This window comes from Runella sp. CRIBMP, from assembly GCF_009905605.1.
Lineage (GTDB): Bacteria > Bacteroidota > Bacteroidia > Cytophagales > Spirosomataceae > Runella.
Window position 1 is genome coordinate 55,894 of the sequence record NZ_JAAAKZ010000016.1, and the last position, 19,675, is coordinate 75,568.

At 46.3% G+C, this 19,675-nt stretch carries 26 protein-coding genes; 4 read left to right on the forward strand and 22 right to left on the reverse strand.

The genetic code is table 11. The annotated features are described in order from the left end of the window. Positions 1-85 precede the first annotated feature (85 nt). From GVN20_RS24610 to GVN20_RS24620, 3 genes are read right to left on the reverse strand one after another with little or no spacing between them, the layout of a single operon-like run. Positions 86-610 (reverse strand): hypothetical protein, encoded by a 525-nt coding sequence (locus GVN20_RS24610; protein WP_166560899.1) that lies wholly within the window; start codon positions 608-610, stop codon positions 86-88. Next, on the reverse strand, positions 607-2,604 hold the full coding sequence (locus GVN20_RS24615; RefSeq protein ID WP_166560900.1) for a DUF5977 domain-containing protein: 1,998 nt from the start codon (positions 2,602-2,604) through the stop codon (positions 607-609). Before GVN20_RS24615 ends, GVN20_RS24610 begins: the two co-directional genes overlap by 4 nt. Continuing rightward, positions 2,588-3,049, reverse strand: a complete 462-nt coding sequence (locus GVN20_RS24620; protein ID WP_166560901.1) for a hypothetical protein — start codon at positions 3,047-3,049, stop codon at positions 2,588-2,590. Before GVN20_RS24620 ends, GVN20_RS24615 begins: the two co-directional genes overlap by 17 nt. 256 nt (positions 3,050-3,305) lie before the next feature. On the opposite strand from GVN20_RS24620, the gene GVN20_RS24625 reads away from it, so the two are divergent. Together GVN20_RS24625 and GVN20_RS24630 are read left to right on the forward strand one after the other, a co-directional pair. Then, the gene (locus GVN20_RS24625; protein WP_166560902.1) at positions 3,306-4,118 is read left to right on the forward strand and encodes a HAMP domain-containing sensor histidine kinase; all 813 of its coding nucleotides are present in this window, start codon (positions 3,306-3,308) and stop codon (positions 4,116-4,118) included. Continuing rightward, complete coding sequence (locus tag GVN20_RS24630; RefSeq protein ID WP_166560903.1) at positions 4,096-5,001, forward strand: response regulator; 906 nt, start codon at positions 4,096-4,098, stop codon at positions 4,999-5,001. Before GVN20_RS24625 ends, GVN20_RS24630 begins: the two co-directional genes overlap by 23 nt. 12 nt (positions 5,002-5,013) lie before the next feature. Here the strand turns inward: GVN20_RS24630 and GVN20_RS24635 are convergent, their stop codons facing one another. From GVN20_RS24635 to GVN20_RS24685, 11 genes are all read right to left on the reverse strand, one after another. Continuing rightward, entirely contained in the window at positions 5,014-5,817 is an 804-nt protein-coding gene (locus tag GVN20_RS24635) for a hypothetical protein (protein ID WP_166560904.1), read from the reverse strand. Beyond that, a complete protein-coding gene (locus tag GVN20_RS24640; RefSeq protein ID WP_166560905.1) occupies positions 5,811-6,212 on the reverse strand; it encodes a hypothetical protein in 402 nt (133 codons plus the stop codon). The genes GVN20_RS24635 and GVN20_RS24640 overlap by 7 nt, the downstream gene beginning before the upstream one ends. Then, positions 6,127-6,504: a hypothetical protein gene (locus GVN20_RS24645; protein ID WP_166560906.1), complete on the reverse strand. Its 378-nt coding sequence runs from the start codon at positions 6,502-6,504 to the stop codon at positions 6,127-6,129. The genes GVN20_RS24640 and GVN20_RS24645 overlap by 86 nt, the downstream gene beginning before the upstream one ends. Before the next feature lie 5 nt (positions 6,505-6,509). Then, positions 6,510-6,779 (reverse strand): hypothetical protein, encoded by a 270-nt coding sequence (locus GVN20_RS24650; RefSeq protein ID WP_166560907.1) that lies wholly within the window; start codon positions 6,777-6,779, stop codon positions 6,510-6,512. A 118-nt stretch (positions 6,780-6,897) separates the two neighbouring features. Next, positions 6,898-7,419: a hypothetical protein gene (locus GVN20_RS24655; protein ID WP_166560908.1), complete on the reverse strand. Its 522-nt coding sequence runs from the start codon at positions 7,417-7,419 to the stop codon at positions 6,898-6,900. Beyond that, complete coding sequence (locus GVN20_RS24660; protein ID WP_166560909.1) at positions 7,380-8,102, reverse strand: hypothetical protein; 723 nt, start codon at positions 8,100-8,102, stop codon at positions 7,380-7,382. Before GVN20_RS24660 ends, GVN20_RS24655 begins: the two co-directional genes overlap by 40 nt. Positions 8,103-8,114: 12 nt before the next feature. Beyond that, positions 8,115-9,092 carry a DUF6712 family protein gene (locus tag GVN20_RS24665; protein WP_166560910.1) on the reverse strand — a complete coding sequence of 326 codons (978 nt, stop codon included), beginning with the start codon at positions 9,090-9,092 and terminating at the stop codon, positions 8,115-8,117. After that, positions 9,089-10,417: a hypothetical protein gene (locus GVN20_RS24670; RefSeq protein WP_166560911.1), complete on the reverse strand. Its 1,329-nt coding sequence runs from the start codon at positions 10,415-10,417 to the stop codon at positions 9,089-9,091. Before GVN20_RS24670 ends, GVN20_RS24665 begins: the two co-directional genes overlap by 4 nt. Further along, positions 10,417-10,683: a hypothetical protein gene (locus GVN20_RS24675; RefSeq protein WP_166560912.1), complete on the reverse strand. Its 267-nt coding sequence runs from the start codon at positions 10,681-10,683 to the stop codon at positions 10,417-10,419. The genes GVN20_RS24670 and GVN20_RS24675 overlap by 1 nt, the downstream gene beginning before the upstream one ends. 229 nt (positions 10,684-10,912) lie before the next feature. Continuing rightward, the gene (locus GVN20_RS24680; RefSeq protein ID WP_166560913.1) at positions 10,913-12,517 is read right to left on the reverse strand and encodes a hypothetical protein; all 1,605 of its coding nucleotides are present in this window, start codon (positions 12,515-12,517) and stop codon (positions 10,913-10,915) included. After that, positions 12,510-13,037 (reverse strand): hypothetical protein, encoded by a 528-nt coding sequence (locus GVN20_RS24685; RefSeq protein ID WP_166560914.1) that lies wholly within the window; start codon positions 13,035-13,037, stop codon positions 12,510-12,512. Before GVN20_RS24685 ends, GVN20_RS24680 begins: the two co-directional genes overlap by 8 nt. 209 nt (positions 13,038-13,246) lie before the next feature. Between GVN20_RS24685 and GVN20_RS24690 the strand changes: the two genes are divergently transcribed. Then, positions 13,247-13,978 carry a hypothetical protein gene (locus GVN20_RS24690; RefSeq protein WP_166560915.1) on the forward strand — a complete coding sequence of 244 codons (732 nt, stop codon included), beginning with the start codon at positions 13,247-13,249 and terminating at the stop codon, positions 13,976-13,978. Between the two features lie 200 nt (positions 13,979-14,178). Continuing rightward, positions 14,179-14,466 carry a hypothetical protein gene (locus GVN20_RS24695; protein ID WP_166560916.1) on the forward strand — a complete coding sequence of 96 codons (288 nt, stop codon included), beginning with the start codon at positions 14,179-14,181 and terminating at the stop codon, positions 14,464-14,466. Positions 14,467-14,617: 151 nt separating this feature from the next. Here GVN20_RS24695 and GVN20_RS24700 read toward each other — a convergent pair whose 3' ends face one another. From GVN20_RS24700 to GVN20_RS24735, 8 genes are all read right to left on the reverse strand, one after another. Then, a complete protein-coding gene (locus GVN20_RS24700) occupies positions 14,618-15,187 on the reverse strand; it encodes a hypothetical protein (protein WP_166560917.1) in 570 nt (189 codons plus the stop codon). Beyond that, positions 15,180-15,353, reverse strand: a complete 174-nt coding sequence (locus GVN20_RS24705; RefSeq protein ID WP_166560918.1) for a SymE family type I addiction module toxin — start codon at positions 15,351-15,353, stop codon at positions 15,180-15,182. Before GVN20_RS24705 ends, GVN20_RS24700 begins: the two co-directional genes overlap by 8 nt. 78 nt (positions 15,354-15,431) lie before the next feature. After that, positions 15,432-15,599: a hypothetical protein gene (locus GVN20_RS24710; protein ID WP_166560919.1), complete on the reverse strand. Its 168-nt coding sequence runs from the start codon at positions 15,597-15,599 to the stop codon at positions 15,432-15,434. Next, positions 15,596-15,778, reverse strand: a complete 183-nt coding sequence (locus GVN20_RS24715) for a hypothetical protein (protein WP_166560920.1) — start codon at positions 15,776-15,778, stop codon at positions 15,596-15,598. Before GVN20_RS24715 ends, GVN20_RS24710 begins: the two co-directional genes overlap by 4 nt. Next, complete coding sequence (locus tag GVN20_RS24720) at positions 15,778-16,026, reverse strand: hypothetical protein (protein WP_166560921.1); 249 nt, start codon at positions 16,024-16,026, stop codon at positions 15,778-15,780. The genes GVN20_RS24715 and GVN20_RS24720 overlap by 1 nt, the downstream gene beginning before the upstream one ends. A gap of 141 nt (positions 16,027-16,167) precedes the next feature. Further along, positions 16,168-16,974, reverse strand: coding sequence for an N-6 DNA methylase (locus GVN20_RS24725; RefSeq protein WP_166560922.1), 807 nt, complete (start codon positions 16,972-16,974; stop codon positions 16,168-16,170). A gap of 62 nt (positions 16,975-17,036) precedes the next feature. Next, positions 17,037-17,720 (reverse strand): hypothetical protein, encoded by a 684-nt coding sequence (locus GVN20_RS24730; RefSeq protein WP_166560923.1) that lies wholly within the window; start codon positions 17,718-17,720, stop codon positions 17,037-17,039. A 236-nt stretch (positions 17,721-17,956) separates the two neighbouring features. After that, complete coding sequence (locus GVN20_RS24735) at positions 17,957-19,666, reverse strand: tail fiber domain-containing protein (RefSeq protein ID WP_166560924.1); 1,710 nt, start codon at positions 19,664-19,666, stop codon at positions 17,957-17,959. Between the last annotated feature and the right edge of the window lie 9 nt (positions 19,667-19,675).

Genomic DNA, 19,675 nt, shown 5'->3' on the forward strand with positions numbered 1-19,675 from the left:
GGCTATGCCCTGAGGGAGTCACAAGGCATGGTGGAAAGTCACGAATATAATGCAAGAGTTAGGGATTGCAAAGTACGATTCAATTTTATGTAACGGCCTCCTTCATGGCTTTGAGCACAATGCCCTGAGCGCGGTCGAGCATACGGCGACGCATGACATTCAAAAAATTGGCCTTGGTGGAATTGTACCAGGCAGAGCGGCTTTTGCGGCGTACGGTGGGCACCCGTTTTCGGCTCATGGCCACGGACCATGCCACACGTTTGGCGGCATTTTTGATGTTGCTCACATCGACCGAACTATACCCGGGCACGTAGGCAAATTTTTCTAACCCTACTTTTTCGACAAAATCTTCCATGGCCTCAATGGGTGGCATGAGCGCATAGGTCAATACGCGCATATCCTTGAAGCGGCCATAGCCTTTGAAGTGAATTACTCCCGCCACCGAAAGCCTGCCGGCGGTTTGGATGATTTCATGTTCAAAACTGTTTTTTAAATCTCCGGAAAGAATGATGCCTGCGCGCTCAATGGCTTTTTCAAAATAACCCACGGCATCGCGGGTTATTTCTTCGGCCAACTCCGTGGCCTCTCGTTGAAGTTCTTCGCTTATCATGCTGGTTCGCAAATTATAACAAGATTAGGGTCGCCCCAATTGACCGCAATGTTGGCAATTCGGTAGGTCTGATTGCCTGCCAATACCGCACTGGTGAAGCCCTTGGAAGGAATCCGAATCCTGAAATTGGCAAACGGCGACGCGGAATATTGCACCCGAATATCAATATTGTAGATGCCTTGATTCAGGCCAGCGGCGGCATATCGAACGCTTGGGCTGTTGTAACTTGTGTTGGTAATTATCTCTACCCCGCCCACGATAACGGCAAAAATAGGCTGCGTCGAGGCCGTGGGGCAGGCGTTGGTGATACCAATCGGAATGGGCGTTGGCACAATACAAGTACCGTAAGCGTTGGCGTTTTCCTGCGTATCCATGGCATTGGCGGCGGCGGCCGCTTTGCCGTCGGCGTCGCCTTGGCTTACTTCGGAGCCGTAAGCACCAGCCGCTACCGTGATGGTCCAGTTGCCACCCACCTGCCCAACGGCGCAGTTGTTGCGTTTATAGACCGACGTTTGGTTCAATACCGTATTTTGGTAAGGAGTGGTGATGGCTTCGCAATCGGCGCTGTCCCACGACGGAATGTACCCTTCGGTACCTACGACGTTGGGTTTTTGGGTACGGGGTTTGACATCTTCACCGTTGTCGATGTAGTATTTTACGAGCAATCCGTACCGCTTTTTACCGTTGCGGAGTCCCGTTGACTGATTCAGCTCACAGGCCTGTGCGTCGCCGCGCCAACCCGTAGGCCGCGCAGGAGCCGAGGCCAGTGCGGGCAGGCGGCTATAAGAAGTTTCTTTGTTGGTGTACCTGAAGGTGAGCGTACGGCCAACGGTCTTTTCGCGGTCATCATCGGCCAAGTAACTATCTGAAATGAGCGTGAGCGGGATATGCTCGCGGTCGGTAATCAAATAGACCTGCTCGGCAAAAAACAGTTCCTGCCAATAATCGCGCATTCCTTTGCCCTGGTATTGGTAACCCGTGGAGACGGTAAGCTCACGCTCCCCCGTGACCCGGTTGATGACTCGCTCCGAAACATCGGGCAAATACTCATACCCCCTGAACTGTTCGGCGGTTTGGCGCTGTACTTTTAGATTTTCGCTGGCGTCGCCATAGCAAGCCAGGGTATCAAACAGGCCGAGGCTGTTTTGGAAAAGAATATAACGTAACGTACGGTAAGGCTGACGGTACATGAGGTAGTTTCGTTCTTCCGAAAGCCGCTCATTGTTTTCGTTAGAGAGCCAAACTTTGTACCGGCTCACGGGCTTGCCAGCCACGTTGGTGCGGGCTTGGAGGTCGAGCTGCGTAGGGCCAACGGGGCAAACATACACCGCCATTGACGATACATCATCGAGGGCCAGGGCCGTGATCGTTTCGACGCTCCAGTCGTCGTAGGTGATTTCGACCCGTAGCCTCAGCTCCGACGGGGTGGGGCTAAAGTTGGTGATGAAGCCCAAATACTCGGGTTGGTCGGGGCGAAGGGGAGCCCAGTCAGGTTTCCAAGTCAGGAAACGGCGACCACTACCGACGTAGCTCGTAAAGAATTTGTCTTTATAGGCGGCGTAGTCAGTTTCTGCAAAACCACCCCGGTACACATACGATGATGGTTGGATAGTTTCGTCGATGGGAGCGCTGCCGTTTTTGCGGATGGCCTTGGTGTAGTAGGGCCGCACGAGGGTTTCACAGATGGCAATTTGGCTGAGGCCAAACACGGGCACGCGGCTCTCTACCAAGCCGTGTAGTAGATCCTGAATTTCGAAATTTGCGCCCGGGTAGGCCGTAACCCCCGCGACGGTTTGGGGCGGCTCTTCGCTTCCCTCCAGCGTGGTCAATGAAATAAAACCACCCTGATAAAATTCAGGCACAAAAACTTCCAAATAGTAGCGCAGGGGCATCCTGTCGGGGTAAGTGACGGGACTGGAGGCATCGACATTGACGACGATGGGCAGTTTGGAAAGCTGCAAATCCTGATGGGTGATATTAGCTAAGTAATCCATTTGCGGTAAATCTAAGTTCAAATTCTAATCTCCAACCCCAATGACTACCCGCCCAGCCGCGATCGACGGCGGTTTTTTTCATGCCGCTGATGGTGCAATCGAGCGTACCTTTGTTGCGGTTATCCAATCGCATCTTTTTTTGCAAGCCTTGCAGGAGCCGCATCGCATCGACCTCGGCCTGCACCTGCGCGGCGCGGTCATCGAGGGGAGCGGAGCAGATAACGCTGATGCCGCCGTAGTAGGCTTCGATGAGCTGCCCAGCACCGTTGTCTTCCGAGACGATTTCGGGTTGTTCGAGCCAGGCGAAGGGATAGGAGAAATCTTCCTTGGAGGTGGCATAACTGATGCCCAGCTCTACCCCGCCATACAGGAAGAACAGTTGCTGAGCTTCGGCCCAAGCTTTGAAGTAATCAAGATAGTTTTGAAAATCAGCCGTGATAATCATCGTTGGGTTTTTGCCCAAAACAAAAAAATCCTGCCGAGGTACGACAGGACAGGAAAATGATTGAATTTAATTGGACTGACGATAGTTATGGCACTATGGCTATTAGTCATCGTTTTAAAAAAAAACAGTCATTTTTTGATTTAAAACTAAATTCTTGCTATGTGTAATACATTTTTTTTTAGCTTGCGAAGCAAACCTCCTCTTAAGTAGGTAAAGTCTACATAGGTATTAAAAAGTAAAAAATATAATCTAGTAAATGGCACATAGTAAAAGAAAAGGCAAGAATTTTATACCTCCAAAACGTCATAATCCAACCTATCTTGCCCATAAAATTGAAAAGAATGGGGAGGAAATCCAAAAAATCAGGAAACAGAAAGATATGATTTATGCGGCTCTTGAGCGCCATGTAGAATACTTAACAAACTTTACAAGTCATGATATCAAAAACGCCATCCAGAATATGGATAGCGTTGTCTCAAGCTTAGATATAGAAAACGTCACAAATGAAGATATTGAAACAATAAAGGCCTGTTTAGGTAGTATACGTAGTTCACTTCAAAACTTTGCATCCTTAGTGCCGAACTCCACAAAAAAGGAGTTTTATTTAAAGGAACTTTGTATGGCTACTGAACTAATTAATAAACCAGACTTCAAAAAGAATAAAATTAAGTTTGAGTCAAATTATGAAAAAGGTGATAAGACAATAATTACACAGCCTTACCATAGTTTACTTCAAGTTTTAAATAACTTAATGATAAACTCAATAAAATCTTTTGAGGGGCTAGATGTTGAAAAACGAATACGGTTAGACTGCCATTTAAAAGATGGCAATGTAGAAATATCTATTTCTGATAATGGCTGTGGGATATCTGACTCAATAAAGCCTAAAATATTTGACATGTACTTTTCAAATACAAATGGAAGTGGTGTTGGGTTATATCACGCAACATATATTCTTGCAGATTTAAACGGAAAAATTGAGTTACTGCAAAATATTGGAGATTTTGTAACAGTTTTTAAAATTAGCTTTCCTATAATTACGACAAATGAAATCGATACTGATAATTGATGACGAGTCTATCCAAGCCAATAGCCTTGCGAAATCGCTAAAAAAAGAGCGCACAAATATTGACTTTTTTGTGGCAAGTAAAGAAGAAGAAATACTCTACAGTATTGAGCATCTGTACTTTGATATTGCTATTGTTGATTTAAGGATGGATGATTTTGATATCGACGGCTTTCAGGTAATTGATAAAATTATTGAAATAAATCCATTTGCTAAAATAATCGTTGTTTCCGCATTCACTCAAGAATATTTTACTGAATTAAATAAAATTCTACTCTCTGGGAAGATTATAGCTATAATTGAAAAGAAAGAATATAATGTTTTTTTAAGCGAAATAGTACTCGCTATAGCAAAGTATGAAGAGTACGTAACAAAGAACCCTAGTGAGACATCGAAGGCTTTATTGAATTATTATGCAAATGCAAAGAATCAGCAAAATTCATATGAAAAAGGCATAGTTTTTGAACACTTTATTACTCTATTGTTTAATAATATGGGATTTAAAACTATAATTAAAAGAGTAATAGATAAAAGCAGAAATGAAGTCGATTTAATTATTAGAAATGACGTTAATGATAATTTCTTTTCAAAATTCAGGCCATACATTTTAGTAGAATGTAAAAACAAGCCCGACGATGGAATTGGAAAAAACGATTTTATACAATTTTATTCAAAATTGCAACATACGAATGGCCTCTCTGATTTAGGGTTTTTAATAACCTCTGGATTTATTTCGAAAACAACTTACTTAGAAGCAATGAGAACTTCAAAGAATGGTGAGAAAATAGCCTTTATTTCAAATCCAGAAATAGAGAGACTAATAAATTCGGAAAGTCCGATGGAAGAATTGAAAAAAATTATTGACGAGCAAGTTAAAGATAATTAATTCTCAGTAAGTTTATTCACCTTCGTTTTTTTTCTTTGCCTGTTCATCCATTTGAATCTTCCGATGTTTGAGGTACATCCAAATGGTGTGGGCGTTGGTATCACAGACTTTATCGAAGTTGCCATGGACGCCCGCTGAGGCGACATCTTCCAACGTGGCCAGCCAGCCTTCGCCATTCTGAAAAAGGCTGCGGCCCTCGGCCCCGTCGTAGAGGGCTTTGTGGATTTCGTAGAACTCATTGTTTTGCGCTTCCCAATATTGAAGGATGGCAATGCACACGCCAAGGCGTAGCTTTTGGAATTTGACAGCCCGCCGCTCCGCGCGCAGGGAGTTGAAGGGTTGACGGTCCTCGCCGTCGTAGCCGGGCAGGTATTTACGAAACCACCAATTCCATTTTCGCGGGCGGCATATCGTGGCCAGCAAATCAAACAGCCGGGGGGAGTCGGCTTTGGTGGCTTTGACAAAAGCAAGGTAGTGCATGTTGGCCATGGCCAATTCGATGCTTGAGGTATCGGCGTAGTGGAGTTTGGGCAGGAAGTACTGACGGCCTCGATGGCGAAAAGAAGTAAATGGCAGCGTGGTGATTTTATCGACCGTGGCCCAGCGGATGCGGTCAATCAGTTCAAACTTTTTATCGTTGGACAGCAGCTCGTATTGGTTTCGGTCTAGGCGGGTGAGCAGGCATACCAAATCACCGAGCAGCTCCAGTACGGCATCGGGGTAGCTGGCGTAGGATTGAATGAGCAATTGCAGCTCCAGTCCTTCGATGAGCTGAGGGGTAGAGCAGTCTTTCCAGGAAGAAGGGATTTTTACCATAAACCGATTTTCTTAGTAGCAATCAAAAGCACGGCGCCACGCCATGCCCAGTTTTCGAGGCGCGACCAAAGCAGCTTTCGCTTGGCAGAATGGAGAGAGGTGGTAAGCGTTGCCGCTTTGTTTTGTGCGGCCTGTAATTCGTGGGCCCCACTCAGGATGGTTTTGGTTTTACGCTCGCTGTCTTGCCGGTACGTGCTGATGATAGAGTCTTTCAAAACGATGACTTGATTGAGCATCTTGGCTTCTTCGATGGCTTTGAGGGCCATCTTTGCCCCAGCTTCGCTCATACGGATGGGTTTGGCTTCGAGCCTACTTAGCGTGTCCGAACACGCGGTCGACCTCACGCTGGAGAGCAGTGCCACGCAAAGAATCAATGCGAATAATCGCTTTTTCATAGTCATTCTGGAGGCGTTCTTGTCGGCGCTGCAGCGTCCAAATCTGCGAGCGTAATTGGGAATTGCTTTTCTCGGTCAGGTACAGCGTTTTGTAAAATTGGGTAGAGTCTATTCGCGCAGGGTTGGTGATGGACGATGATTGGGAGTGCCGGAGGAAGCTCCCGAAAGGCATGCCGATGGAGAACCCCACAAATAGGAGCAACCAAAATTGCCACCACTGAAGGGGCGGTGAATTCATCGGAACGTTGAGCTTGTGCCCAACGCTCCGAATCAAGTTCAAAAGCTTTGTCAACCATATCACGGTTTGAAACTTTTTAGGCGTTCTAATCGGCGCTTTTCGTTCCAGTCTACCGTGAACTTGGCCACGATGGCGGCGGCACCCGCTGCCCAACCGGCTACATCGGTCAGGAATTTGGGCGGTACCAAACCCACGCTGACGATTTGCTCAATGAACAAATTGGCTCCCGCGCTCAGCGCCACAATGGCGGCCGCCAGATAAAACAGGACTTTGAAAAACTTGGGCATGGGTCCTTGCCAGCGCTCCAAGAGGGTTTTGAAAATTTCCATGGCTGTTATGGATGTAAGGTTTGAAATGCTTCTACTAAGATGGTCCCGAAAATGAGAGCCATGATGATGGACCCGATGATGAGCCAGGCCCATTCTTCGAGAAAATCAAGTACTTTTTTCATCGAATTAGTCGGATGGTGTTACGGACAAAATTTTTGGACCGCTGAATGTTGACGTACACACCATGCTGTTTGGCTCCAGCGGTGGTGTTGCCGCCCGTGGTATAAAAGTACGTGATGCGCGGGTCGAGCGGCCAGTACCGTACCAGCTCAATGTGCGACCATTGCTTATACGTCACCGCATCGGCGGGCAATACCGCCTCTCCAGGGCGGATGCGCTGACCAATCATGCCATTCCAAGTCAACACGGCGGCGGCTCCTGACTTGGAGGGCACCGAAATGCCGCACTGCTTATAGACCCAAGTGACGAAAGCAGCGCACCACGCCTTATGCTGCGGTAGCATTTTTTCGGGGGCCTTGAAGCCGCAGGCCTTCATGTACTCATTGATTTGGGGATGCTCGTTCCGATTGTTTTTTTCCTTCACAAAGGATTGACTTTCGGCGGTTTTGAGGACGCATTCGCGCAGACGGGCCAGGCTATCTACGCGTAGGCGGTCAGGTAGTAGTTGGCAAACACCCACATGACCAAGGCAAAGACACCCAACAAGAAAAACAAGACGGCCCACGAAGGTGCTTCGCTGAGCAGGGTGGACAGGTTTCGTTCGGAATTGATTCGATTGTGCCATAATTGAAATAAATCGTTAAAAAATAACCATACAAAAAACACCCCTACCAAGAAGGTAAGGAAGGTCATATCGAAGGCCACCAACGCGCGGAGCGGGGCGTTCTTCATCATGCTTTGGCCGACAGGGTTGTACGGGTCGTTGATGGCATTCATGCCTACCCACGAGGTGAGCGCGCAGCAGCCCACAAACAGCCCAATCAGCACATAGATAGCGCGAGAAGTGCTGATACCCATTGAGGTACGCGGTTCGGATTTGGGCTGGTCGGCAACGTCACCAAAGCGGCCAATGCCATACTTTTCTTCAATTTCGTCAATATCAGCCTGGTACTTGGCTTTCTTTTCGGAGAGGGCAAGGGCGTCATTGAGCGACAATTTAGACGACATAGCCGCTGCCGAATCAAGCTTTTTGATTTCGGATTTGAGGTTTTTGAGCGTTTCCATGTCCTGCCCGCGCTCTACTTCAAGGCGGTTTTTACGGGCTTTTTCTTCGGCTTGGCGTTGGATCGCGGCCTGTTGTTTCATCTGCTCAATCTTTTTTTCAAGGTCATCGGCAGTTTCGATGTTTTGATTTGGGGTCATGGCTGTCATGGCTTAGAAAGCGAAATAAGAATTTGAACTGTTGTTTTCGATGGAAGTGCCGCGCGGCACTCGGGGAGCCACGTAGACGTTGGTGAAATATTCCGGGAACACCGTGGCCGACGCCACACTGTTGACGTAATTGAGAAAGCGGTTTTTGTATTCCTCGGCCTTGGCTTGGCAGTTGGCCAGCATTTCCTGCCGACGCGCTGTGTCCAAAACGCCTTCGTTGACAATACCGTCGGTTTCGCTCACCAAGCGCCAGTCCTCGCTGATGTTGAGGTACGGGATGCTTTCGGCAAGGGCCTGATGCGCCAAGGCATAACGGGCCAATTTCCAAGCTTGTGCCTCCTGAGGGGTGGGCGTAAGGGCAGGATTGGCCATTTTGGCTACCCAAGCGGCTAGTTGGTCCTCTCCGATGAGGGGAGCCAAAAAGAACTCCTGCGCGGTACTGATGTAATTGCGCACCGACAAATACAACCGGCGCGAATCCTTCGCGGCGGGGAAGTACTTGGTGAGTTCGGTGGCCGACGCCAAAAACAGCGAATGGTCGATGGTGTAGGCATCAGACCCTGCCCAGGTGGGGAAATCGGCTTTGTTGTTCTCCAAATACTGGAGGGCGCTTTCAAGGGCTAAATCAGCTTTGGCAATCGTTTGTTTGATGGCCGTAACGGTCATCCACTTGGAGGGTTGACCCATGTTGGGCATCTGTGGCACTTGCTTGCCCGCATTGGAGGTGTGCATGAAAAGACGCATCCCGCCCAACAAATCGGCGTATTCGGCCACGGCGATACGGAGCCACTCAAGCAGCTTGGTTTGCTTGACAGTGGGGGCGGTCAGTTCGGCCAATTCGTCGTAGAATTCCTGCCCAATGGCGGGAATGATGTAGACCTTTTCGGCCTGACGGACAAACGGCTCGAAGGTAGGCCAGTTCATTTCCTGCTGAATACCGCCCAAGGCAGCTTTCAGCTGTGCGATATTGCTGATAATCATTGCTCTGGTTCGGATTCAGAAGATTTATTATTTGGATTTTGTGACGAAGCCTCAGGAGTCACGTCATAAGTATAGCTGCTTATCCGGTAGATACACAGATAGTTTTCTGGCTCTATCCCATCAATCTTCTGCGCAATGCGCACGGGCTTCAAAATCGTCATCTTATCAAAGTGGGTCATAAAGTCCTGCATGTAGTTGGCCGACGTGGCCAGCTCCTTACCCGACGTACCCAAGCCGTTGTTAAACGCTACACTCGCGAGGTCGGCGCGTACACCGTGGCCCGATGCCTGAATCAAATTAATGCTTTCAAACATTTTCAAAAAGGCCTCATCGTTGATGGGATTTTTGAGGGGCGTGATTTTGACGCCTTCGATGGTTTTGCCATCCACCGAAAGCTTGGAGAACGTAAACAGGATTTTGTTGGCTTTCTCCAGTCCCATCAGCGTATCGGCGATTTGGTCCAGCACCTGCTTTTTCAGTAGCTCTTCCTCCTCTTCATTCAGTCCTTCCTTTTTGAAATAATTGTCGGGAATGTCTACGTGGTGTGTCACGAAGAAACCGTTATCAAAGGCCGCTTCGTAGTAATCAGGAACGCGGTTGGTGATTTTGGTCACGCGCTCAGTGCCCCACCAAGGCTCAAACCCGTAGATTTTTTGGCCAGGGATGGCAGGTTTTACGTGAATGATGCAGACGGGGTACTTGGTCGGGTCCAGCGGGTCGAAGGCAGGCACTTTGACAACATCCTCTTCCTTCACGCCTTTGACGTACCCAAACTTTGAGCTGAGCCAATATTCTAAAATCTTGGTTTCGTTCTCCTTGGGCTTGCGGGCCCGGATTTCAAACGTATCCACCACCTGCAGGGATTCGACTTTCTTCCCGAGGCCCAGCGTCATTTTGACAAACAGGTCACCACCGAAAGCGACCTGGTAACTTGCTTCGGCCAGATAAGTATCCAAGTCGAGCAGCTCATGCCACTCGCGGTACTGCGGCGACCGGGGGATGGGCGTATACTTCAGCTCACCTTTGACGACTTCTTCCTGATGGGGCCCGATGCCTACGCCGCCGATGAAGTTGCGGCGGGTATTGACAAACTGCCATTTGTTGGGCGATTCGGTCAGCAGCTTGTGCAGCTGCACTAACTTATCATCATCCTTGCCGCGCGGCACGTACCCGCCTTTTGAACCTGAACTTTTTCCGCCGGGCTTCTCACCATACGCGGCATCGACGGTCTGCGAAGCATCCTTCCCAAACGTCACCGTGACGGCTGACTGCGGTTTATAGGAAACCAAATAGACGTTACTCGCTATTTTTTTGATGGGGGCCATTAATTAAAATGATTGATGGGTTGACCGTTGAACGTGAGCAGAAAATCAATGAAGACCTCAAACTGATACCCGTCGCGCAAAGCCAGCTTGAGCTTGCCGCTTCGGTTCATTTTCTTTCTTTCGTTGAGGGCATTATCACCGAGCCGCCTCAGCAGGCAGTTTTTCTTCTCACCCCACTGACCGTCTTCCTTTCGGTAGGTGATGTGAAAAACGGCATTCGGTCGGTTGACTTCGGAGAGTACGGCACTCAAATTAATCTTGCTCATGTGCTTTTCTTTGACCGGCAATACTACAAATCATCTCCCGCTTCCGACAGGACACGTTTTTTTTATCGCTTTTTCGGAGGTTTTGCACTCGTTTTTTTTGTGGCTTCCTGATTTTGAAAGCGTTACGCAAAAAAAGCCCCTTTAAAAGGTGTGTTACACCCTCTAAGGTGGCCCGCACTTTATCGGGAGCGGCAATTGCCATGATCGCTTTTTAGGAATATACCTTGCCCTAGCCACCGTAAACGTAAATATGATTTTTGCGTGGAGCGTAGTGCGATAAATACATTTTACACTTGGCCCATAGCCAGTAGTCCAATGCATCGGTACCGTCGGTTGCGTACTCTCGGTTCTTGGTGCTCAGCTCTGAGCTCTTGTCCTTGCCTATGCGCCTTGCCTTCTTATAGGTCTTGTCCGTAGTGACGGGGGTCTGTGTAAGGTTGATGATGAGTACCTTATTATTAAGTTTATTTATAAGTACATGAGGGGCCCTTGGGTTACTCTCTTCAAAGAGCATGTTGATGAGGTGGTATTTGTCCTTATGGGTAGGGTAGCTGGTGAGCTCCCTGCGGTATACGGTCCACCCACGTTTAACCAGTATATCGGAGACCTGGTCGAAGAAGGGGCGGTTGTCTATTTTAGTGGCTGCAGTGGTACTGTTACCACCGGGATCGCCGTAGATATAGACCTCTTTTTTAGTGTGTGGTTCGTAGGTATCGCAGAACCAATGGGCCTGTTTTTCAATGAGGCTGTTTTTTTGATTGGTTACATTTTTCTTTTCTGAAGGTAAGACCTTTTCATAATGGGAGTTAATGACCTTCAGGGATTTGGGGCCTTCCTGACCTACCACACCCCATACAATATCGGTGTTAAAATCAAGGCTGTAATCAAGGGCCTTGTCATTTTCATAATCGTTCGATCGATATAACAGGATACCCGTTTTTTCATCGGGGATGTAGTCATAGGCTTTGGTGTAGCAGTGCTTGTTGGGATTGAAGCCATAGTAAAATCCATTGGGTAGCTTGCCCATGCGTTCGTTGTCTACTTCGACCGCAAATTCAAGGGGGTCGAGTTGGTCACGGAGCTGCTGTTCGTAATCGTCGGGCAGGACGTCCTGATTATCGCGGAAGGTCGATTCCAGGAAAAGAAATTTGGGGGGAATGACCTTCAATTCATTATGACTCAGCTTGGCCCGCTGCTCAAGCATTTCATTGTAGTGCTCTTCGGTTTCGTAGATCCACATTCCTTCCTGCGTCCAGCTCGCCGATGAAAAATCGAAGAATCCTTTGTTCCAAGGGTGGTCACGCCATTTTGCGTATTTATTACCGCGTCGGGCGGGTAAAAGCACCTTTCGAACAAAATCACTGCTGATAGTTGCCGACTCATCAATGAGAATCCCATCAATGCTAAGACCTCTATGGCTCTCTTTTCGGTCTTGGCTTACAAAGTGAATGGTAAAGCCATTGATGAACGTCATACAATACTGGTAACCCAGCCGCCCGACTTTTTTATAAGGCGCGGCCCAGTGGTCGGGAGGGCGAATGCCTACGACGTATACCCCAAGCGGGTTTTCTTTGGGGTGGTATTCGGTATATTTCATGAAGGCCAATGCTTCACGAATGGCAGGCAGTACCACTAAATCAAGCTGCACATACGTTAAGCCCGCCAATACCCATTTGGCCCGGGAGAAATGTTCAAACAGATACCCCACCACAAAACCCAAAACCGTGGACTTGCCAGAGGCACGTCCACCAATAAACGACTTGCGATTGGCCCGCGAACTGAGCACTTTTATCTGTTTGTCGTTGGCGTGAATTTGAACTGTTTTCTCACTCATCCAAGTCCATCTGCTGTTTTTTCAGCACGTTTACGTTGTTGACAAAAACAAATTTGGCGGCTTTCATGAAGTCATCGGGGGTAAAGCCAAGGTCATCTGACTCGTGCAGTTTAGCGAGTTTATCGGCTTTGTCGCGGGCAATGACGGCGGTTTCGTATTGCTTTTCTTTCATGGCCATGTTGGCCATCAGGTCATAGAAGGCCATCGACGCGGCACGTCGGCCGTCCTTATCGACCTGATCCAATTTGCCGTGAATGAACTTTGATTCTTCGAAGATGTACCGGGCCTGCCGTTCCTGAATGCCGTAATCCCGCATCAGCTGGCTCCTGACCATCTCATCGGTTCGGCCCATGCAGTACAAAGCCCAGGCTTTTCGGTACCGCTCCAGCATTTCGCACTGGGTCTCGGTGAGCTGTTCGTATTCAATTTCCTGAGCGTAGTAGCGGAGGTAGACGTCCAAGGTATCTTCGTCTATCCTCAAAACCCGCTTCAATTTACCAATTCCTAACTTTTTTGCCATATCATAAAAAAATCACGCCCGAAGTTGGGGCGTGATTGGGAGATATGATAGGACAGGATTTTTAGACAGCTCTCAATTAATTTAACTTGCAGCACTTTGCTCCAGAAATAACTTTACACAGTTTGTGTCAAGCTATTTCAGTGTAGTACAGAACGCCTTTTGAGAATATTAAGCTAATAAAATACCTTTGCAACAACACAACGATACCTATGGGACAGCGCAAATCATTAAACGAAAAGCGACTGACGAAGAAGCAAGTCCAAGACTTAATAAAGTCTGAAGGACGACTCCACGATGAATACACAAAAGTGTTTAAAGAAACCTATGCATCTGGTTATGTAAAACAAGACTTAGTTTACGAATTACCGAATGACAGAATTCTTTTTGTATTTGACCCGAATGGCACTTTGCTTGCAGGTAAAGGTGACATTTACCCCAAAGACTACTTTGCAAGGTCTGTAAAATGGAATAAACGAGTTAAGGACGACTATGCAAACAATCGAGGTAATTCAGTCGACCATTGGAGATTTTATTCAAAATATCAAATCAACCTCATTGATCAAGCTGACAGACTTATTTCGGAACTCGCAGACAAACTACAAATTGACATTAAGCAACTTGACAAAAGCTATAAGAGTTTAGACATCGTTTCTATACAGATAGAACTTTACGATATTGATAAAGTCCTCACTGACATTTATGACAACTTAGTTGCCTACATTGGAGAAGTAATTCGTACAAAAGTAAACGGACAATGGAAAATCGGTATCGACTACGGCGAATACCCATATATTGATATTGGACATAATAATGTTAATGTTAGATATATGCCTATCCATATTGTTTGGGAAAATTTACAAGGGCTTGACTCTGTTGATTTTAGAAAGTCAATACGAAATGAAGCACGACAAGTTGGCTTTGAAAGAAAATTCAATAGTTAATCGGTAAACAAAAAAGTGGCATATAATATTAGTATTCCTGCAAGTGGGACCGAACATTTAAACATCAGCTAAGTTAGTATCAGTAGCGGTTCGGACTCGAAGAATAAATTCGTCTCAATAAACGGGCGTTTCATGATACTTGATTTCCTACAGGAAAAGTGCCTAATTTAGTCCATAAAAGTGTCTTATAATATTATCTCATGAATCAACGTCTCATTAACTCATTGATAGATGAGTTAATGAGACTTAAAAAGCAAAAGAGCTGCTTTTTAAAACAAACTCGTACCCGTCGGGTCGCCGATGGCCCGCTTGGCGGCTTCACGAAATTCCTCTTCCCGCGCCACCTCAGCACGATTGGCCAGCAGCGTCCCTTCATTAAAGAAATGAGCCCAACCGCTCTTCGTCTATCCGCAAAACCCGCTTCAACTTGCCAATTCCTAACTTTTTTGCCATATCAAATAAAAATCACGCCCCAATTTGAGGCGTGATTGTGAGATACGATAGGACGCAAAATCTAGTACCTTCCCAGTTGCTATGCACAAAAAAATGTAAGATTACATCATCTTTTTCACGAACTCTATTCCTGTTTATCAGCAACTTATATAAGTTTTGTTCTAAATAAATGTACGATTACATTTTTTAGAACAAACTCGTGCCAGTCGGGTCGCCGATGGCCCGCTTGGCCGCTTCTCTAAACTCCTCTTCCCGCGCCACGTCGGCACGATTGACCAGCAACGTACCTTCATTGAAGAAATGCGCCCAACCGCGTTTCAGGCGTTTGCCGCGGTCATTATGTTTGTCGAGCGCAAAGTCCGGCACGGGAATCTTTTTGAAGGGATGGGTAAGCCAGGCGAAGAGCAACGCCCAATCAATGAGCCTACTTTTTCGGGATCGGCACAGGAGCAGTACAGCGTGGGTCAAAAACAACCGCTGAGGCTCGTTACTATCCTCTTTCTTTTTGGCCTGCTCCTTAAACATACAATACAGCGCCCAAATTTCAGAAGATATATTTGGCTCAGCCAACCCAACATCTTCGCTCGACATGATGCGCAGGCGCTTCCAGACGTACTCACTAAAATTACTGTCATACAGCTCCACGGCCCAAAAAAGCGCTTCATCTTCTAGCCCGCGCCTGATACACTTTTGCAGGGCAGAACTACACTCAAAAAAATCATATCCCTTCTTCGTGGTGATTTCGTACTTACCCATGCGTAATAATGATTTTACTGTTCAACACTTCGATTTTCACCACGTCGCCCGGTTCGATGCCCGCCATGGCCAGCCATTGGCCGCTCAATCTCAACTCAGGTACCCACTTTACTCGGCGCATTACATTTACCCGCGCTCGCTTGCTTACTTTTAAATTTCTGCTCATCTTTGCAGTGCTTAGAATGTTAGTCTTAATTGATTGATGTTCAGGAAGCCGCGATTTGCCTCGCGGCTTTCCTTTTTTTTAAAACAGTTTGGTTTGCTTTTCTTCAGCTGCAGATGAAAAAAGCGGGGTATCAGTCCACCCTTTATTGCCAGTTTTTTTAATAGGCAGATTTGGATTTTCCTTTAATGCCTCCTGCAAAAGCTTCTGCTGAGTTACCGGCAGCTTCTTAAATTCATTACGGGTCATTTTCTTCGTTTTTTAGGGTGAAACATTCCTTCAACCTGCGATAAGGTGATTAGGCCTCTATCCAAATTCCAGCTCACTTTCAGGCTCAGGCTCATACTCAGCAATCCTTTGCGAAATAAGCCCCAAGCGCGTACCATCACGACGCGAACGCGCTCTACGTGTTTTTGCCACTTGCTCATTAGGCCCATTTGGTTTGAATGTCCGACAAGGTGTCTTGGTTTGCCTTCACGATTTCGGCGCTGTACTGACGTGATTTGGAGAGGGTTTTTTCGATATCGCCCAGGGCGGTCTCAAAACCGTAGTGCAAGGAGTTCATCAGGATGGCCCGGCGCTCTATCCAGTACGGTTGCGGATGTGTTGACCAATAGATTTTGCGGTTACATTTTGCAATCTCTTTTTCAATTTGGGCCTTGATTTTCTTTTCCATTGTGCTTAGAATTAAGTGTTAAATGATTGATTTATAAGGAGTAGTTTGCCCTACTGCTTATGTAAATATCTCCCGACAGAACGGATATAAAAAGCGTTTTCCCGAAAATATTTATCAGAAAAACGCTTAATTTTCAATTAGTTACAGGAAAGAAAGTTGCCCAAATTTGCCCATCACTGGCTCAGGTTTTACGGCCGTCAACGCTTCTTTTTGAGCGGCCGCCTCTTCCGCTTTCCGCTGCGCGTATTTTTCTTTATCCTGCTGAAATCCCCGCCACTGGAAGCACTGTTCCTTTTCAATACGAGCCAGGTGAGGCAGTCCGCCAAACTCCCGAATCCACGGGTTTACGGCGTAGCCAAACCGCCAATCGTCTGGGTCCAGAGAGTTCATACAAACGGCCTGGCCTTCGCAGCCATGCAGCATCATATTCAGGGCCGTCATCTTCGTGCAGATTGCGTCAACGTCGGCCGCAAAGCAGTAGTTGCCCGGAAAGTGCGCGTGGAATGAAACCAACATTCGTCCCGAGCCTGAGCAAGGGTCAGCGATGCGCTGCCGTGCGCCCTCACGGGCCTTGTCAGCCGTAATCATTGTCAACATATCCACCACATCGGGCGGTGTGAAAAACTGCCCTAAATGGCTCGCTTTACTGGAGGAGGCTATGACCTCATAAAATGCTCCCAAGGCATCGTACCACATTTTGCCCCTGTTGAGTTGTTTATGCTGGGCTCGCAGCCACTCATTAAAGAGTTCCTTAAAAAAGCCGTAGTCCTTTCCGTATTTCTTTTTGAGGTAATCAGCCACTTTAAGGTCGCCAGCAGGAAGAAAACAGGCAACCGAATAATCTATGAAATCCACAAACACATCGCCCCAGCCGTGGCGGTACGAAATATTTTCAAATACTTTATTAAACTCACGCAGCTCGTGAGGTACATCAGTCGTTTTAGGCATAGCGGTAGCTAACTGAGGGACATTGACGCCCCTAAGTTGGTTAAATGGTGAAACAAGGAGGATTAGAAAGGAAGAATATCGATGCCCGATTTCTCGAAATGGCACATTTTCATCAGGTGCTGCACATAGTAGTCTTTGATGCCAAAGGTCGTGACCTCTCTAAATCGCTCTTCGATGCGTTTTACGGTCAGTTCAGCGGGGTTTTTGTAGGTACGTGGCCGCCACTTCATTACGAAGTCAATCAGGTCCTGAACCGTAATCTCAAAGCCGCTGTTCTCACTCATTTCCTGGGCTTGGGTATCCAGGTTCAAGCCATCTTTTTTAAACCACGCACGGCTCACATCAGGGAGGTGATTTTTGTCGCCAAATTGCTCAAAATCGGTTTTCGGAAAAAAAGCCAGGCTATTGGCGATAATGCTCTCTTTGCAAATCCAACTTTGCGCTTCGGCCTGCATTTCGTTCCAAAGTTTGGCCAGCTCCAGCGGGTTAACGCTGAATTCAATCAGGTAGGCATTGACTTCGTTTTCGGGAATACCCAACGGTAACTCTGTCAAAATGTTGGCAAGATGCGAAACGGTGTAGATATCAAATTTCGCACAAACAATTTTGTCGAGGTTATTGATGTGCATTTTCTTGCCAACCTCGCTTGCCCAGGCTTGGTATTCAATTTCGGTTTTGCCGGTAGCGGCCATGTAGCGCTCAAGATTGCGTTTTGAAGGTACTGCGGGGATGATTTGGGTTTCCATTGTGCTTAGAAATGTTAGTTAAGTGATTGATTTTTAAAGAGTAGTTTGCCCTACTGCTTATGTAAAAATCTCCCGACAGAACGGATTTTAAAAGCGTTTTCCCATTTATTTTTGAAGTTTTTTTTAATAAAAAAAGCCCCTGACAGAGGCTTACCAATATGAAATTAATGGGAATCAAAACTGCACTTTATTTTAAAAACATTCAATCATTGTCGCTTCTTGAGGGAATGATAGTTTTATTGTTTATTAATAATTATTTTCATCAATTCCTTTATTTGGGCTTCCAACTGTATAATCTTTCGATTCTGCTCCAGAATTTCGGCTTGTTGTAGGTCACTTCGCTGTTTTAATTCCTTTGTAGCATTGACCAAAGGCATTACAAAATCAGAATAAGCTAATGAGTAAGTTCCATCAGGAGCTTTTTTCAGGCCGCTGAAGTCAACCTCTAACTCCTGCATAACTCTTTCTACATCTTGGGCAATAAATCCTTCATATCGTGTTTTTGCTTTGTCAGCAATATAGTTATAGGAAACGGTTTGTAATTTGTTGATAAAATTGAGCCCCAAACGAGAGGTATAAAGAATATTCTCTTTCAAACGATAGTCGGAGGGATTAGACCATGCTACGGCTCCTTCAATTACAGTAACATTTGCGTCTCCAATGCGCACTTTGTTTGAAGCATTAACTATTGTATTAGCCCCTATTGCGGTGGCATTAGCAAGGTCAAAAGCCGATACATCAGCTTGATAACCTACAAAAGTATTGTTACTCCCTGTCATGAGTACATACCCTGCATTACCACCTATCGCAGTATTAAAATGCCCGGCATTAACGCCTCTAAGAGCCTTATATCCTGTAGCAGTATTATAGTTACCGTTATTGCTAATTAAAGCATTTGTCCCAGTAGCAGTATTTGCAACACCAACTGTATTGCCATGAAGGGCATCTTTACCCGTAGCGGTATTTTCAGTACCCGTAGAGTTAGAATTAAGTGCAGAATAACCAAGAGCAGTGTTCCCTGACCCGGAAGAATTCATGTAAAGAGCTGAATATCCAGTAGCAGTATTTTCTTTCCCTGTAATATTGTTTTGGAGTGCAACACTGCCAGTAGCAGTATTTTCGCTACCAGTAGTATTGCTATAAAGTGCAAAAGATCCATTTGCTGTGTTTCTGGAGCCATTTTTATTACCTCTAAGCGCCTCAAATCCATTGGCCGTGTTATAAATTCCTTCAGTATTATTATATAGAGAATTTGCACCTACTGCAGAATTTCCAATCCCTATAGTATTAAATATTAAGGCTGCACTCCCAATTGCAGTATTATCTTTTGCTAGCACATTACGAGAAAGAGCCTGATAGCCAAAGGCCGTATTATTATTCCCATCAGTGTTTTGAGCAAGTGCTAAAAAGCCCGATGCGGTATTTTGACGCCCTTCTTTATTAGCAGTGAGAGCCTCACTACCAGTAGCCGTATTTGAATACCCGAAAGTGTTATTGGAAAGCGCCATATATCCTATTGCAGTATTTCCTTGGGAAAGCGTATTAATATAAAGTGCCCGATACCCGATAGCTGTATTATAATGACCTGTAGTATTACCGGAAAGGGCCTGAGACCCAATTGCTGTATTATAGCGACCTTGATTGTTGGCATACAGAGCCTGATAACCGGTAGCGGTGTTGGAAAACCCTAAGGTATTATACTGAAGTGCTCCGTTCCCTATTGCAGTATTATAACGAACTTGGACACCAAAATCTGAACCAGGCAAAATACTCTGAAGTGCAGAAGGCCCAAATGAAACGTTTGTTGTATCTGCTAAAGGATTTGTCTGGCCTTGTAATCCCTTAGGTGTTATTACAATAGAACCATTTAACGGTGACTGTGTAAAAATTTGCGCCTTGGCAGATAAGCAACAAATTAGTAAACAAACGAAGAGTGTAGTTCGCATTTATAGAAG

What these genes read in the sequence shown, in the direction of transcription:
- GVN20_RS24630 (WP_166560903.1), top strand. Translation starts at nt 4,096, where the DNA reads ATGAAATCGATACTGATAATTGATGACGAGTCTATCCAAGCCAATAGC.
- GVN20_RS24695 (WP_166560916.1), top strand. Translation starts at nt 14,179, where the DNA reads ATGAATCAACGTCTCATTAACTCATTGATAGATGAGTTAATGAGACTT.
- GVN20_RS24700 (WP_166560917.1), bottom strand. Translation starts at nt 15,187, where the DNA reads ATGGGTAAGTACGAAATCACCACGAAGAAGGGATATGATTTTTTTGAG.
- GVN20_RS24675 (WP_166560912.1), bottom strand. Translation starts at nt 10,683, where the DNA reads ATGAGCAAGATTAATTTGAGTGCCGTACTCTCCGAAGTCAACCGACCG.
- GVN20_RS24715 (WP_166560920.1), bottom strand. Translation starts at nt 15,778, where the DNA reads ATGAGCAAGTGGCAAAAACACGTAGAGCGCGTTCGCGTCGTGATGGTA.
- GVN20_RS24650 (WP_166560907.1), bottom strand. Translation starts at nt 6,779, where the DNA reads ATGGAAATTTTCAAAACCCTCTTGGAGCGCTGGCAAGGACCCATGCCC.
- GVN20_RS24680 (WP_166560913.1), bottom strand. Translation starts at nt 12,517, where the DNA reads ATGAGTGAGAAAACAGTTCAAATTCACGCCAACGACAAACAGATAAAA.
- GVN20_RS24660 (WP_166560909.1), bottom strand. Translation starts at nt 8,102, where the DNA reads ATGACCCCAAATCAAAACATCGAAACTGCCGATGACCTTGAAAAAAAG.
- GVN20_RS24710 (WP_166560919.1), bottom strand. Translation starts at nt 15,599, where the DNA reads ATGACCCGTAATGAATTTAAGAAGCTGCCGGTAACTCAGCAGAAGCTT.
- GVN20_RS24730 (WP_166560923.1), bottom strand. Translation starts at nt 17,720, where the DNA reads ATGGAAACCCAAATCATCCCCGCAGTACCTTCAAAACGCAATCTTGAG.
- GVN20_RS24610 (WP_166560899.1), bottom strand. Translation starts at nt 610, where the DNA reads ATGATAAGCGAAGAACTTCAACGAGAGGCCACGGAGTTGGCCGAAGAA.
- GVN20_RS24670 (WP_166560911.1), bottom strand. Translation starts at nt 10,417, where the DNA reads ATGGCCCCCATCAAAAAAATAGCGAGTAACGTCTATTTGGTTTCCTAT.
- GVN20_RS24625 (WP_166560902.1), top strand. Translation starts at nt 3,306, where the DNA reads ATGGCACATAGTAAAAGAAAAGGCAAGAATTTTATACCTCCAAAACGT.
- GVN20_RS24725 (WP_166560922.1), bottom strand. Translation starts at nt 16,974, where the DNA reads ATGCCTAAAACGACTGATGTACCTCACGAGCTGCGTGAGTTTAATAAA.
- GVN20_RS24735 (WP_166560924.1), bottom strand. Translation starts at nt 19,666, where the DNA reads ATGCGAACTACACTCTTCGTTTGTTTACTAATTTGTTGCTTATCTGCC.
- GVN20_RS24685 (WP_166560914.1), bottom strand. Translation starts at nt 13,037, where the DNA reads ATGGCAAAAAAGTTAGGAATTGGTAAATTGAAGCGGGTTTTGAGGATA.
- GVN20_RS24615 (WP_166560900.1), bottom strand. Translation starts at nt 2,604, where the DNA reads ATGGATTACTTAGCTAATATCACCCATCAGGATTTGCAGCTTTCCAAA.
- GVN20_RS24635 (WP_166560904.1), bottom strand. Translation starts at nt 5,817, where the DNA reads ATGGTAAAAATCCCTTCTTCCTGGAAAGACTGCTCTACCCCTCAGCTC.
- GVN20_RS24665 (WP_166560910.1), bottom strand. Translation starts at nt 9,092, where the DNA reads ATGATTATCAGCAATATCGCACAGCTGAAAGCTGCCTTGGGCGGTATT.
- GVN20_RS24620 (WP_166560901.1), bottom strand. Translation starts at nt 3,049, where the DNA reads ATGATTATCACGGCTGATTTTCAAAACTATCTTGATTACTTCAAAGCT.
- GVN20_RS24705 (WP_166560918.1), bottom strand. Translation starts at nt 15,353, where the DNA reads ATGAGCAGAAATTTAAAAGTAAGCAAGCGAGCGCGGGTAAATGTAATG.
- GVN20_RS24720 (WP_166560921.1), bottom strand. Translation starts at nt 16,026, where the DNA reads ATGGAAAAGAAAATCAAGGCCCAAATTGAAAAAGAGATTGCAAAATGT.
- GVN20_RS24690 (WP_166560915.1), top strand. Translation starts at nt 13,247, where the DNA reads ATGGGACAGCGCAAATCATTAAACGAAAAGCGACTGACGAAGAAGCAA.
- GVN20_RS24640 (WP_166560905.1), bottom strand. Translation starts at nt 6,212, where the DNA reads ATGAAAAAGCGATTATTCGCATTGATTCTTTGCGTGGCACTGCTCTCC.